The organism is Microcystis sp. LE18-22.4A, from assembly GCF_027531105.1.
Classification (GTDB): domain Bacteria; phylum Cyanobacteriota; class Cyanobacteriia; order Cyanobacteriales; family Microcystaceae; genus Microcystis; species Microcystis aeruginosa.
Genome location: NZ_JAPZRB010000328.1, coordinates 1 through 13,857 on the forward strand (window position 1 = coordinate 1; position 13,857 = coordinate 13,857).

Sequence of the window (13,857 nt, forward strand, 5' to 3'; positions counted from 1 at the left end):
ATCAGTGATCAGTTCACACTTATCAGTTCACAGAGAAAACTCCCCACACCCCACACCCCACACCCCACACCCCACACCCCACACCCCACACCCCACACCCCACACCCTGCCCCCAGGAAAAACTTTTTGCCGCAGACCCTATTTAAAACCCCCCAAGCCGGATCGCCAGCGATCACTAAAAGACCACTTCGGTAATCACACCCTCAATCGCCCCGAAGCGAGAGCGAGAAACTAAGACAATTCGATACAATATTGTCAACAAGCATTAAGCGATTTAAACTATCGATCGAAGGTAAAAGTCCCGAAGTTATCGAAATCTAGGGGGAGACAAAAACAAGCATGGGTAGAGTAGTAGGCATTGATCTAGGGACAACTAACTCCGTCGTCGCCGTGATGGAAGGCGGAAAGCCAGTGGTCATCGCCAACTCGGAGGGCATGAGAACCACCCCTTCTGTGGTCGGTTTTAATAAAGATGGGGAGTTAGTGGTCGGTCAAATGGCCCGGCGACAAGGGGTACTCAATCCCCAAAACACCTACTATGCAATCAAACGCTACATAGGTCGTCGCTACTCGGAATTAAACCCCGAATCGAAGCGCGTCCCCTACACCATCCGCCGGGATGAGATGGGCAATATCAAGATTAAATGCCCCCGTCTGCAAAAAGAATTCGCCCCCGAAGAAATTTCCGCCCTAGTTTTACGCCGATTAGCCGAAGAAGCCAGCCGTTATCTGGGGGAAGAAGTTACCGGGGCCGTAATCACCGTCCCCGCCTATTTTAACGACTCCCAACGTCAAGCCACCCGGGATGCGGGCCGAATTGCGGGGTTGGAAGTGCTGCGGATTCTCAACGAACCCACCGCCGCCGCCCTGGCCTACGGTCTCGATGAACAAGAAAGCAAGAAAATCCTCGTTTTTGACCTGGGAGGCGGTACTTTTGATGTTTCTATCTTGGAAGTGGGTGACGGCGTTTTTGAGGTGAAAGCCACCAGTGGCGACACCCAATTAGGCGGAAATGATTTCGATAAAAGAATCGTCGATTGGTTAGCCAATCAATTTTTGGAACAGGAAGGCGTGGAGCTGCGCCAAGACCGGCAAGCCCTACAAAGACTCACAGAAGCGGCAGAAAAAGCCAAAATAGAACTGTCTGGGGTCAGCGTCACCGATATTAATCTGCCCTTTATCATCGCCACGGAAGACGGCCCCAAACACATCGAAACTCGCCTGAGTCGGGCCCAATTTGAGGAATTATGCGGCGATTTAATCAGTCGTCTCCGTCGTCCTCTCAAACGGGCCCTTTCTGATGCCGGTTTGTCCCCCGTCCAACTAGACGAAGTGGTACTGGTGGGCGGTGGCACGCGGATGCCGGTGGTGAAGGATTTGGTGGGGAGTTTTATCGATAGGGAACCCAATCAAAATGTTAACCCTGATGAGGTTGTAGCGGTCGGGGCGGCTATTCAAGCAGGAATTTTGGGCGGCGAGGTCAAAGACGTGCTGCTCCTCGATGTGACCCCTTTATCCTTGGGTTTAGAAACCATCGGCGGTGTGATGAAAAAGTTAATCCCCCGCAATACCACTATTCCCGTCCGCAGAGCTGACCTTTTTTCCACTTCCGAAAATAATCAAACTGTGGTGGAAATCCACGTTTTGCAGGGGGAAAGGGAAATGGCCAGCGATAATAAATCCTTGGGACGTTTTAAATTAACCGGTATCCCCCCCGCACCCCGGGGTATTCCCCAAGTGCAGGTGTCCCTCGATATCGATGCTAACGGTATTCTACAAGTCACCGCTAGGGATAAAATGACCGGACGGGAGCAAAGTGTCACCATTCAAGGCGCTTCTACCCTCAGCGAAGGGGAAATTAACCGCATGATCGGCGATGCTGCCCGATTTGCCGAAGCCGATCGTACCCGTCGCGAAAAGGTCGATAAACGCAATCGCGCCCGCTCTCTGGTGGATCAAGCCCAACGACGCTTAAAAGATGTTACTCTCGATTTTGGTAATGAGTTTACCCGTTCCTATCGTCGTCAAATTGAGTCTTTGAGTACGGAAATTATCGACGCTTTGGAGAAAAATGATGACCGTCGCCTTGATCGCGCCCAGGCAGACCTACAGGATGTTATCTATGAATTAAATCGCGAGGTACGGCTACAATACGACGAGGAAGATGAGGGCTTTTTTAGCGCTATTCGCAAGACTTTTACCGGGGATAAGGAAGATGATCTTCCCTCCGAACCGCGCCGCGATCGTTATCGCCAGGATTATCGTCCCAGTACACCGGGTTATCAAAGTGATTATCGACCCAATTATTCGGCTAATCAAGATAGTTATCGCCCCCGCAATCAGGACAATTACTACAATGGCCGCGATAGCGATTGGCAAAGTCCCCCCCCTTCGGAGGAAAAAAGTTATAACAATAGTAAAAGTAACCGCAGCGGCGGCAATCGTTCCCGCAATATTCCCCCCCAAAATAACTGGGATGATGAGGATGATGATTGGTTTTAATCAGTGATCAGTAAGCAGTGATCAGTAAACAGTAAACAGTAATCAGTAAACAGTAATCAGTAAAAAGACAGTGGGAAACTACTATTTAATACTGCTCGCTTAATACATACTGCTCACTTAGAACTCAAATCTGATAACTGATAACTGATAACTGATAACTGATAACTGATAACTGATAACTGATAACTGATAACTGATAACTGAATATATGCCACAATTAGTTAATTATTATGATGTTTTAGGAGTATCTCGCACGGCTACTGGTGACGAGATCAAAAAGGCTTTTCGACGACTGGCGCGTCAATATCATCCTGATGTTAATCCGGGGGATAAATCGGCCGAAGAAAAGTTTAAAGATATTAATGAAGCTTATGATGTTCTCTCCGATGAAGAAAAACGGGTTGAGTATAATCGTTCCTTGACAGGAAATAAACGCCGCGGGATACGTCCGGGGGAAAAAGCGAATAGTAACGGTAATGGAAAAATCCCCCGTACAGAACAGGATTTATGGAAGTTTAGAGATTTTAATAACCTTAATACTAAGCGCGCTAAAATTGCCTCCTCTCCCCGTTTAACTCGTCGAGATGTGGAAGCAAAATTAACTTTACCTTTAGAGAAAGCCTATCAAGGTGGCAGACAAAGAATTCGTCTGGAAGATGGTAGATCAATAGAGGTTGATATGCCGGCAGCTATGATCGATGGTCAGAAAATTCGTCTCAAAGGTCAGGGTATTGAAGGGGGTGATTTATATTTAAAAATAACTATCGCTAGGCATCCTTTTTTTAGGATTCAAGGTTCTGATATTGTCTGTCAAGTACCGATTACTCCTAGCGAGGCAATTGTGGGCGGTTTTGTGGAAATTCCTACCATTGACGGGTTAGTTAAAATGATGATTCCTAAGGGATTAAAAAGTGGTCAAAGATTACGTTTGGCTAACAAAGGTTATCCCACTTCCCAAGGAGAAAGGGGCGATCAATTAGTGGAAATTATATTAGTTAATCCTCCCAATCCTAGCCCTGAAGAATTAGAACTTTATCAAAAAATACGGGCGATCGAAACTTTTAACCCTCGTCAAGGTTTATAAAGATTATGCTAGGTGGGTTACGGCAAATTTGAAATTTTTTGTCAAAAACATAACTTGTTCTTGCCTAACCCACCCTACACCTAACCCTTAATTCCTGTCTTTTTATGATCAATATAATTGATACAATTAAACCTTTTTATCCTCTAGCTTTCAAGGCTATTCGGGGCAATTTAGAGGGAACACAAAAACAATTATTAAATACTCTCCAAAAAATCGATCGCTCGCGGGGGGAATTTTGGGGACAATGGTTAATCTCACAATTATCAGAATCCCTCAGTTTTAGCGATTCTCGCCTATCTCAAAGCCTCTGGGGGTTAAATTTCCCCAATCCCGTCGGATTGGCGGCAGGATTCGATAAAGACGGTTTAGGGGCAGGACTTTGGCATAGTTTCGGCTTTGGTTTTGCCGAGGTGGGTGCTGTCACCCTAGAAGGGCAACCGGGCAACCCAAAACCGAGATTATTTCGTTTACCGGAAGATTTGGCCGGATTAAACCGTATGGGGGCAAATAACCTCGGTGCGCCGGTTCTAGCGGCAACTCTCCAGCAATCTTGGCAACGACAACCCCGACAGATTCCCATCGGTATTAACCTCTGTAAATCGAAAAATACGCCCCTAGAAAAGGCTCCGGAGGACTATTTAGGCAGTTTTCGCTATTTATTCCCCCATGCTGATTATTTTGTCGTTAATGTTAGTTCTCCCAATACTCCCGGTTTGCGTTCCCTGCAAAGTGGGGAACAACTCGATAAAATCCTCGACATTTTACAAACAGAAAATCAAGGCAGAAAACCCCTATTAGTGAAAATTTCTCCCGATTTAGAATGGGAAGATATCATAACAATTATTGACTTAGCTTTCTCCTATCAATTAGCCGGAATTGTCGCTACTAATACCACCACTAAACGCACGGGATTAAAAACCATAATTCTGACTGAAACCGGTAAACCAATCACTGAAGAAGCAGGGGGAATTAGTGGCAAACCTTTGCGGGAACGTGCCACGGAAGTGATCAGTTTTATCTATCGGCAAACCCAAGGCAATTTACCGATAATTGGAGTGGGAGGCATTTTTTCTCTCGATGACGCTTGGGAAAAAATTACCGCCGGTGCGAGTTTATTACAGATTTATACCGGTTGGTTATACCGAGGACCTTGGCTAGTATCAAATATTTTACAAGGATTAACAGAAAAATTAGAGGCTAATGGCTTAACTAATATTAATCAAGCGGTGGGAATTAATAATGAACTTCTGCCAAAAATCAAAAATATTCCCTTAGGGAAAGAGTCACGGGACAGTATTAAAGAGTCAGAATAAGCAAAAGAAAGAAATTGTTTATTAGGCTCGATGATTAAATGACAATTGTTAATAGAACGAATCTAGGTCGTGAGCATCCAGCTTTTTTACAATTGTTTACACAAACATTAATAATTATGACAAGGTATCAGTTCTTAAAGAGTTTTTATTCTCGGGTTATCAATCCCTTAATAAAAGCCTTCTAATCTCAAGAGAGAACGTTTTGTTTCCTTGAGATTAGAGGACTAAAAAATTAATGATTGCTTCACATTCTAACCCCAAAAATGTTTTAGCGGCAACTCTGCTAACAGTGGGAATTTCCCTAATAAACGTACCGACGGTTTTAGCGCAAGCTCATACTAATACAGGCGGACCGCAGGTGACAGGATTGAATGGTTATGAATATACGCCCCTATTTACAGTAGGTGAAACCATCAACAATTACACTCCCATCGGTATTCTTGATGGAATTGGCGTTATCAATCTAGGAAATGGGACGATTCGTGCCTTGGTCAACCACGAAGTTAGACATAACCAAGGAGCCTCTTATACCCTGAATCCGGGTACTGCTAACCAGCTTTCCGTGAGAGGAGCAAGAATCAGTTACTTTGACATCGACACCAGTAGTCGTCAAATTATCGGTTCTGGATTAGCCTTCGATAAAATCTACGATCGCTCTTACAATGTAATCACCAGTACCAGTCAATTTGAACTCGCTCCCACCATTGGAGGTTTAGATCGTTTTTGTTCTGGTGCCGCTTTCGGTCGTTATTCCTTCGGTCAAGGGATCGGTTTTGAAGATAATATCTACTTTGCTGGAGAAGAAACCAGCAATGGGACTCAATGGGTTCTCGATCCTACCAATTTCGGTCTCTGGGCTGCCCCAGAAATGGGTCGCGGTGCTTGGGAAAATTGGACAGAAATTGATACAGGTAGAAGTGATCGCATTGCGATGATCGGGGGTGATGATACCGAGTCCGCGCCTCTCTATCTCTACATTGGGGAGAAAAACGGGGTCGGAGATGGTAGTTTTCTCGATCGCAATGGTCTCAAACAGGGCAAACTGTATGTTTGGGTAGGCGATGAAGGTATCGATCCCCGGGACTTTGGCGGTACTGGTAACACCAGTGCCGGACGTTGGGTAGAAGTGGTGAACGAGGGAAATGGGGTTGGTTTTCTCAATGGTTTTGCCACCGATAGCAATCTTCGCGCCCAAGCGGACGCTTTAGGAGCTTTTTCCTTCTCCCGTCCGGAAGATGTCTCGATTAATCCCAGTGATGGTTCCCAAATTGTTCTTGCTTCCACCGGACGCAGTTCTTTATTCAATGGGGCCGATAGCTGGGGAACCGTTTATATCTTCGATAATAATCTGGTTTTCGATCAAAACGGCAATCTCGACACCGCTGCTTCTAGCGTCAGCGCTCGCATTCTCTACGATGGTAATGATGCGGGTGGTGGTCAATTTAGCGGTCCCGATTTTGGGGTGAGAAGTCCCGATAACCTCGATTGGTCCGATGACGGTACTATCTATATCCAAGAAGACCGTTCTTTCTCTGGTTTCGGTCAAACCTCTGGAGAAGAAGCCTCGATTTGGCGACTTGATGCCACCACCGGACGAGCGACACGAGTAGGTCAGATCGATCGTAGTCCTAGTTTACCAGGTGGTCAAACCGACAGCAGCCCCAATGATTTAGGTAACTGGGAAACTTCGGGGATTTTGGATATTACTGAATTCTTTCCGGGCGCTCGACCGGGAGAAAAAATTCTGATTCTCGACGTGCAGGCCCACAGTGTGCGAAATGGCAGCATCGGCGGGCCCAATAATCTTGTCGAAGGTGGTCAATTAGGTTTATTAACTGTCCAAACCCCGGAACCGACTCTCCTTTTTGGTTTAGGTTTCTTTGGTTTATCTGTCTTGGCATTAAAACGTAAACAACGCTAAAACGATAATTTCTTGTAGTTTAGGGGACTGAAAATAATCCAGCCCCTATTTTTTGTCATTTTTGGCTCTCTTGGATATTGGGTTAAAAAGGTCTAATACTAAATCCGTTGAGTATAGGCTACATATCAGGAGAGGCAATAGGCAATAGGCAAAAGGAGCAATAGATAATCAGTTTTTAATAACCAGATTTAGTATAATATAGGTTCATAATAACCTTATTTTTTCAAAAAGCTGTACTTTTCAACGAAATTATTATCATTCTGATAGCTTTTTAAGCATTAGAGTTAACAGCAGGAGTTTTAATATTTTTACATAAAAATATTTGAAATAAATGCACACATTCAGCAACAATATTTTTTAATCTCAACTATTTTCTAATAACAGGGATTTTTCCTGTCTGTATTTCTGCATACTTAGTAATCAGAAAATTTTCCAGAATCATGTCCAGTTTAATGATAAAATTAGCCCTTGATGGTGTTCATATCAACAATATTTGAGCATTCTAAGCTGTACTGCATTTAAACTGAGCATTCGATCTGTTAGTACAAATGCCAGAACTCCCTCTCCCTGCTCCCGTAGAGTCTTAACGAGTAATTTAGATAGTCAACAGCTTAGTACCTCCAGAAGCTATAATAAGACTTAAAGCTTACTAAAGATTAACCAATTCTCGAGAAACTACAACCAGAGACAAATCGATCGCCAAGTATTGAACTTTTTAACCAAACCACAATTCTATGTCAAAAAAATCATTTTTACCCGGTTGTTTAGTCGTCTTAGGACTAACAGCAGTAACCGCAGGAGGTGTCTATCTTTATCTACGAGGACAACTACCTTGGCAAAGATTCACCCCCTTAGAATCGGCAAAAGTTATCCCAGAAACTGCCTTTGCTAGTAGTTTTGTCTCCACGGATGCAAAAGCTTGGTCAGTGTTAGCTAAATATGGTACACCAGAATCACGAACTGTGGTTAGTCAAGGACTAGAAGAATTACAAAAAAATATCTTCACCGATAAGATTGATTATCAACGGGATATCGAACCTTGGATCGGTAGTATTAGCTTTGCTTTCCTTCCCGCAGCTACCCCCGGACAATCGAAATTATTAACGGTTATCGGCATCAAAGATAAAATTAAAGCATCGGAATTCCAGAAAAAACTAGGACAACAAGTTAATCGCAAAACTAGCACCAGTGACTACAAAGGTATTACAATTACCGCTATAGATTGGCAGGATAACACCACCATTTATACTGCTGTTGCGGGGGATTTTTTGTTGATATCCTACGATAAAAAGGTGTTAGAAGCGGCGATCGATACCTATCAAGGACAGCCATCTTTTAGCAGTAAACCGGAAGTGAGAAAACTGCTTTCCCAATCCCTCAACCTACCCAATACCCTAGCAACAATTTATATCGATGATTATGCCGGAATCTTGGGAGCAGATGCCAATTTATCTCCCCAAAGTCGGCAAGAATTAGCAAAAATTCAAGATATTGTCGCGGGAGTGGGTGTCACCGATACGGGATTACAATTACAAATGGTGGCTAAACTGGCCCCTGAAACTATTTCTAACCTACCTTCCCCTAGCAAAAATAAAGTTTTAAATTATTTCCCCGGAGATACCATCGCAGTCTGGAGTGGTAATAATCTTAAACAGGGATGGGAAGAAGCAGAAAAACAGTCCCAAACTAACCCAGAATTACAAGCTTTTCTACGTCAGATCCGTGAGAATTTTCAGATGGCAACCCTTGACGCGGATAAAGAAGTTTTCAACTGGATGGATCGAGAATTTGCCTTTGGAATTATCCCCAACCAGCAAGCAGTGGGAGGGTTAGGTTTTGGGGGAATGATGATCTGGCAAACCGGCGATCAGAAAGCGGCAAAAATTACCCTCGATAAGTTAAATGAATTGGTAAAAACTGTTCCCTTTATCACCATAAAAAACAGTCAAATTTCTGGTGAAGATGTGACTGAATGGAAAGCGGAAAAACAAGCGATTTTAACCTATGCTTGGCCTAATAATGATACCTTAAAAATGACCGTCGGAATTCCCTATCAACCCCAATCGAATCAACCGATTAGCCAAAGTGAGATTTTCCAAGCATCGATCGCAAATTTGCCTAAAAATAATCTCGGTTATTTCTTCATCGATGTGGAGCAAATTATCGCTAAAGCAGGGGGAATTAATAATCTTCCTGCCACGGAATTAACCCCGGAAGCAAAGGCCTTTTTAGAATCGGTACGCGGCATCGGAATTACTGCCACTATGCCTGATAAAACCACCAGTAAAATTGATGTTTTATTTTCCCTGAAACAAACTCCCTAAAAAGTAACCGACTAGATAAAGCGATCCACAGAGAATTATCTGACTCTCGGCAGATTCTTGGATGGCTTTTTTTAGTCCTAAAAATAAATCGGAACAAGTCTCTAGGTGAGATAATTCTGGACAAATTGAAGCCGCTAATTCCGCTAAGGTTTCAGGATTAGCACTGCTATGATCAGGAACAGGAACTAAATATAAACTATCGCCTTTTCTTAATAAAGCTTGGAATATTTCCCGATGATCTTTAGTCGATAAAATTCCCATTACCCAGATAATTTTTGGAGCTTTTAAACTATCTACATACTGCCTTAAACCAATAGCAGCAGCAGGATTATGAGCGCCATCTATTAAAATTTCTCGCTGACACCAATTAACGGTTTGTAAACGTCCTAACCAGCGAGTTTTTGCCATTCCTTCTTGCACGACTTCATCGCTAATTTGCCAACCTTGCTGACGCAAAATATTAACAACAGCGATCGCTATAGCGGAATTAGTTAGTTGAAAATCTCCCGCTAAGGATAAAGGGTATTCTAAACCTTGATATTTAGCCCGATTATCGGCAATTTTTTCGGCAGCTTCTACCCATACCGTCGGACAATTTAACAGCTTGATTCTCTCCCTAACTACCCCCTGCGCTGATTCCGGTAATTGTCCGATAACTGCGGGACAATTCGCTTTTAATATCCCCGCTTTCTCCCCGGCAATATCGGCAACCGTGGGACCTAAATTTTGCCAATGTTCCCGACTAATAGAAGTGATGACAGTAACCAAAGGTTGAGCGCAAACATTAGTCGCATCTAATCTTCCTCCTAAACCCACTTCCATCACGGCAATATCCACCTTTTCCTGAGCAAAATACAGCCAAGCAGCGGCAGTAATTACCTCAAATTGAGTAGGACTTTCCTGCTGGGGATCGATAAGCGATTGTATATATTTAAGCAGGTTTTCTAAAGTCGCGGTTTCAATATTTTCGCCATTAATAGAGATTCTTTCTGTCCAAGCAATTAAATGGGGAGAAATATAACGTCCGACTTTGTAACCGGCGGTACTGAGAATAGAGGATAGATAGGCACAAACTGAACCTTTGCCATTAGTTCCCGTGACATGAATAATCGGAATTTTATCTTGGGGATTGCCTAAAATCTCCAGCAGATTTTTTATTCTTTCTAAACCGAGATTGACACCAAAACGCTGAAAAGGTTGCAGTAAAGAATCGATAGTCATGGTTAGCAAACTATAAATAGGGTTTGCGGCAAAAAGTTTATTGGTGGGGGTAGGGTGTGGGGTGTGGGGTGTGGGGTGTAGGGTTTTACCGATTTTCATCTGCTCAATTACCTAATTTTCAGGGAAAAAGTACCTGAATTTTCCCCCTGATCACTCCCAGACGAGGCACTTTTGGATTCCAAAAAGGTCTAAAAGTTTTATTCAACAAGGTTTTTAGATTTATTCAGCAGACCCTAAATAAAGGAATCCGGCTAGGATCGATACTCCTACCGGCACTGATGACCCTTTCTCTGGGTGATAATGTCTAAAGTTTGACTAAAATGCTCGGTTCTTTTTGGATCGGTAAAACATCAAGAGAGTCAATATTAGCGCAGTATTTTAAATCTTCTTGACAGTGGAGACGCAAGAGCCGCTGACCGTGACTACAACTGTGGAACATTCCTAAAAGATCATTTTGCCATTGACGATAAAGGGCGATCGAGGCGATCACCTCATCATTCCCGATCGCCATTTGCCCCGATTGTTCTTGTAGCGCATCGGCGATCGCTCCAGCACAGGCCGTATCTTCCAGAGAATAACCCCCTTCCCAACCAGAGCCAACAATCCAGACGGTATCGGGCTGCTTATCCAATAAGTAATTAACGGCAGCTTGCCGATTGATCATGGCCGCAGTGATCACGATTGGGGATTCTTCCACTCTTTGCAGAGCGCGAGTGCCGTTAGTGGTACTGATAAACAGACGACGACCTTTCATTAAATCAGGGGTACAATCGAGGGGAGAATTGCCCAGATCGCAGCCTTCTACTTTCGCGCCACCTCTTTCTCCTGCTCGGAGACGTTTTTCCGGTTGCCAGGTATCACTCACCTGCATCAGGGTTTTCAGATCGCTAAAGGTTTGCACTGCTTCCGCACCGGCATTGAGGGCAGTGGCGATCGTGGTTGTCGCTCTTAAAACATCGATAACGACGGCGCAATCGGGTAGAGTATGGACGGGGGTAAGTTCGGGAGTATGATAAATGAAAACCTGCACGAGTTATACCAAGTAAAAAGTAAAAGGGGAAATAAGCTCAACATACCGCCGCTCGGCTTCGCGCTGGCAGAAGAAAGACAAGGCCGATTTTATCACAAATGTCGGGGTAAAGACCGTTCGGCGGTTCGGCTGAGATCACCGTCGAAGTCTTCACCGAACGTCCGAACGTCAAAATAGCCCTTAAGGTTTTGCCCGATAAGCATTTCACGACTCCATAAGCAAAAATTATCACACAAAGTCGAGAAGAGCCAATTACTCGTTCAAATGGGTCGATTTCGTAACTATTTTGATTGACTGGTATCACTTGAAATGCCCACGCAGATCACAAAATTGGCCAATTGTCAATAGGGTTTGAGATGCTCTCACCCTGTCGCTCGTCATGACTAAATGTTATAATTAATAATTATTATGCCTGCTAACTTCAAGATTCATGTCTGCTAAAGATCGTTTTCATGGTGCAGTGAGAAAAGGATTAGAAAAAGAGGGTTGGATCATTACAGATGACCCTTTAAGGATTGAAGTTGGTGATGTAGAAATGTATGTCGATTTAGGAGCAGAGCAACTGATAGCCGCAGAAAAAGACAATGAAAAGATAGCCGTTGAAATTAAAAGTTTTATCGGTAAATCCAGCATTTCAGAATTTCATACTGCCATTGGACAATTCTTTAATTATCGTGTTGCTTTAGAAGAAAAAGAACCTAAAAGACAGTTATATTTAGCTGTTCCCTTAGATATTTATTATAGTTTTTTTGAATTGCGATTTATTCAAACTGTCGTTAAACGATTTCAAATTTACCTGATTATTTATGATCCGATTGGGGAGGTAATTGTCGAATGGAAAAATTAGCACAATATCGTCACTATGTCAAGCAAGTCATTACTGAATATTCTCAGATAGGTTCATCTAAAGATCCGATTGAACAACAATTGATTTTTGATACAGTTGGCGATCACTATCAATTGATGTATGTTGGCTGGAAAAATAGACGAAGATATCATGGTTGTGTTTTGCATCTCGATATTAAAAAGGGTAAAATCTGGATACAACATGATGGCACTGAGGTAGGAATTGCCAATGAATTAGTTAATTTAGGTGTTCCTAAAGAAGATATTGTTTTAGCCTTTCATGAACCCCTAGTCAGAGAATATACAGGGTTTGCGGTGGGTTAATCTTAATCCGAGAAAAGCGCCAAATTCGCCTAACCTATGATTAGGTTAGGCGACAAACAGGATCAGCAAGAGATTTCGATTTTTTTATCTTGCTGATCTCTGTATTTCTTTGTTAACAAAACTTAACAATTATCGGCAAAATTTTGCTTGCTTTTGTCGGCAGATTTTGGGATAATATTTTTAAAGGATTTTATTCATAATGGAAATCTTTGCGTCTAAAAAAATTTTGCACAGATTCCCATTATATAAAAAGCATAGCGCAAGTCGCCGGCAAAGTCAAGTCCTTTCCCATTAATTATGGGTTGGCTGAAAAAGTAGGGGCGATCGCCAGTTAAGATACAAGGTTTTTGAGCCACTAGCTTGAAAATCTTGCAGCTGCTTGGCTAAACAGGCCGCCAAACCCCTTATCTCGTCTATATTTCACATTTATTCAGCCAACCCCACCTAAATCTCTGCTGAAGGTGGAGATCAAAGGCTGTTTTAAACTAATACTTTACTGCGATCGTTAGAATTATCCCCAAAAATTGCCCCTCGTCGAATCAAATCCTGTTTTTGCTCGGGGGTGATCCCCGTTGCATCGATAAAGATAGCGTTTTTAACGTCAGCCCCACTCAGGTTAGCCTCACTCAGGTCAGCCTCAATCAGGATAGCCCTTCTCAGGTTAGCCCAACTCAGGTTAGCCCCACTCAGGTTAGCCCCACTCAGGTTAGCCCCCCACAGAATAGCCCCTCTCAGGTTAGCCTTACTCAGGATAGCACCAATCAGGTTAGCCCCACTCATGAAAGCCCAACTCAGGTTAGCCTTACTCAGGTTAGCCCTTCTCAGGTTAGCCCCGCTCAGTTTAGCCTTACTCAGTTTAGCCCAACTCAGGTTAGCCTTACTCAGGTTAGCCTTATTCAGGTTAGCCCCGCTCAGTTTAGCCCCACTCAGGTCAGCATCAATCAGGTCAGCCCTTCTCAAGAAAGCCCAACTCAGGTCAGCCTCAATCAGGTCAGCCCAACTCAGGAAAGCCCAACTCAGGTTAGCCCTTCTCAGGTTAGCCCCACTCAGGTCAGCCCCACTTAGAATAGCCCCACTCAGAATAGCCCCACTCAAATCAACTTTATATAGAGTTTTCTTATCGATTGTTCCCTCTCGAATTGCCTTAATTAATGGCTCTTCGGTTTGTGTTATGCAATAGAGGGGGGTTGTAAGGGATGGAACCCTTATATAGAAAGGCATTTAGCGATTTTTGTCAATTGTTTTTTATCTAGAGCGAACTAATCAATTAAGTCTCTTGCCAGATAAGGATT

General features: G+C 43.4%; 9 protein-coding genes and 1 pseudogene. 7 read left to right on the top strand and 3 right to left on the bottom strand.

From position 1 onward, the window contains the following. Positions 1–339: 339 nt before the first annotated feature. The 5 genes from dnaK (at position 340) to O9295_RS14475 (ending at position 9,144) form a co-directional block, all read left to right on the top strand. Positions 340–2,502: a molecular chaperone DnaK gene (gene dnaK, locus O9295_RS14455; RefSeq protein WP_288033480.1), complete on the top strand. Its 2,163-nt coding sequence runs from the start codon at positions 340–342 to the stop codon at positions 2,500–2,502. A gap of 208 nt (positions 2,503–2,710) precedes the next feature. After that, positions 2,711–3,586, top strand: a complete 876-nt coding sequence (locus O9295_RS14460; protein ID WP_061431385.1) for a J domain-containing protein — start codon at positions 2,711–2,713, stop codon at positions 3,584–3,586. A 104-nt stretch (positions 3,587–3,690) separates the two neighbouring features. Then, positions 3,691–4,899, top strand: coding sequence for a quinone-dependent dihydroorotate dehydrogenase (locus tag O9295_RS14465; protein WP_288033482.1), 1,209 nt, complete (start codon positions 3,691–3,693; stop codon positions 4,897–4,899). Positions 4,900–5,134: 235 nt separating this feature from the next. Continuing rightward, positions 5,135–6,820, top strand: a complete 1,686-nt coding sequence (locus O9295_RS14470; RefSeq protein WP_288033484.1) for an alkaline phosphatase PhoX — start codon at positions 5,135–5,137, stop codon at positions 6,818–6,820. 734 nt (positions 6,821–7,554) lie between these two features. Further along, positions 7,555–9,144 (top strand): DUF3352 domain-containing protein, encoded by a 1,590-nt coding sequence (locus O9295_RS14475; RefSeq protein WP_288033486.1) that lies wholly within the window; start codon positions 7,555–7,557, stop codon positions 9,142–9,144. Here O9295_RS14475 and O9295_RS14480 read toward each other — a convergent pair. Both O9295_RS14480 and O9295_RS14485 read right to left on the bottom strand, forming a co-directional pair. Further along, positions 9,118–10,365 (bottom strand): bifunctional folylpolyglutamate synthase/dihydrofolate synthase, encoded by a 1,248-nt coding sequence (locus O9295_RS14480; protein ID WP_288033487.1) that lies wholly within the window; start codon positions 10,363–10,365, stop codon positions 9,118–9,120. The two genes, O9295_RS14475 and O9295_RS14480, sit on opposite strands and share 27 nt — an antisense overlap. A 304-nt stretch (positions 10,366–10,669) precedes the next feature. After that, the gene (locus tag O9295_RS14485) at positions 10,670–11,395 is read right to left on the bottom strand and encodes a 2-phosphosulfolactate phosphatase family protein (protein ID WP_002751646.1); all 726 of its coding nucleotides are present in this window, start codon (positions 11,393–11,395) and stop codon (positions 10,670–10,672) included. Between the two features lie 430 nt (positions 11,396–11,825). Here O9295_RS14485 and O9295_RS14490 point away from each other — a divergent pair, with 430 nt between their 5' ends. Then, complete coding sequence (locus tag O9295_RS14490; protein ID WP_002751648.1) at positions 11,826–12,242, top strand: XisH family protein; 417 nt, start codon at positions 11,826–11,828, stop codon at positions 12,240–12,242. Continuing rightward, positions 12,230–12,565 (top strand): XisI protein, encoded by a 336-nt coding sequence (locus tag O9295_RS14495; protein WP_002798710.1) that lies wholly within the window; start codon positions 12,230–12,232, stop codon positions 12,563–12,565. Before O9295_RS14490 ends, O9295_RS14495 begins: the two co-directional genes overlap by 13 nt. Positions 12,566–13,045: 480 nt before the next feature. Here O9295_RS14495 and O9295_RS14500 read toward each other — a convergent pair. After that, a pseudogene (locus O9295_RS14500) lies at positions 13,046–13,717 on the bottom strand (pentapeptide repeat-containing protein); the annotation flags it as partial. Positions 13,718–13,857: the final 140 nt, after the last annotated feature.

Excerpts from the sequence above, each read along its gene's own strand:
- O9295_RS14460 (WP_061431385.1), top strand. The coding sequence starts at position 2,711 with ATGCCACAATTAGTTAATTATTATGATGTTTTAGGAGTATCTCGCACG.
- O9295_RS14465 (WP_288033482.1), top strand. The coding sequence starts at position 3,691 with ATGATCAATATAATTGATACAATTAAACCTTTTTATCCTCTAGCTTTC.
- dnaK (WP_288033480.1), top strand. The coding sequence starts at position 340 with ATGGGTAGAGTAGTAGGCATTGATCTAGGGACAACTAACTCCGTCGTC.
- O9295_RS14490 (WP_002751648.1), top strand. The coding sequence starts at position 11,826 with ATGTCTGCTAAAGATCGTTTTCATGGTGCAGTGAGAAAAGGATTAGAA.
- O9295_RS14475 (WP_288033486.1), top strand. The coding sequence starts at position 7,555 with ATGTCAAAAAAATCATTTTTACCCGGTTGTTTAGTCGTCTTAGGACTA.
- O9295_RS14470 (WP_288033484.1), top strand. The coding sequence starts at position 5,135 with ATGATTGCTTCACATTCTAACCCCAAAAATGTTTTAGCGGCAACTCTG.
- O9295_RS14480 (WP_288033487.1), bottom strand. The coding sequence starts at position 10,365 with ATGACTATCGATTCTTTACTGCAACCTTTTCAGCGTTTTGGTGTCAAT.
- O9295_RS14495 (WP_002798710.1), top strand. The coding sequence starts at position 12,230 with ATGGAAAAATTAGCACAATATCGTCACTATGTCAAGCAAGTCATTACT.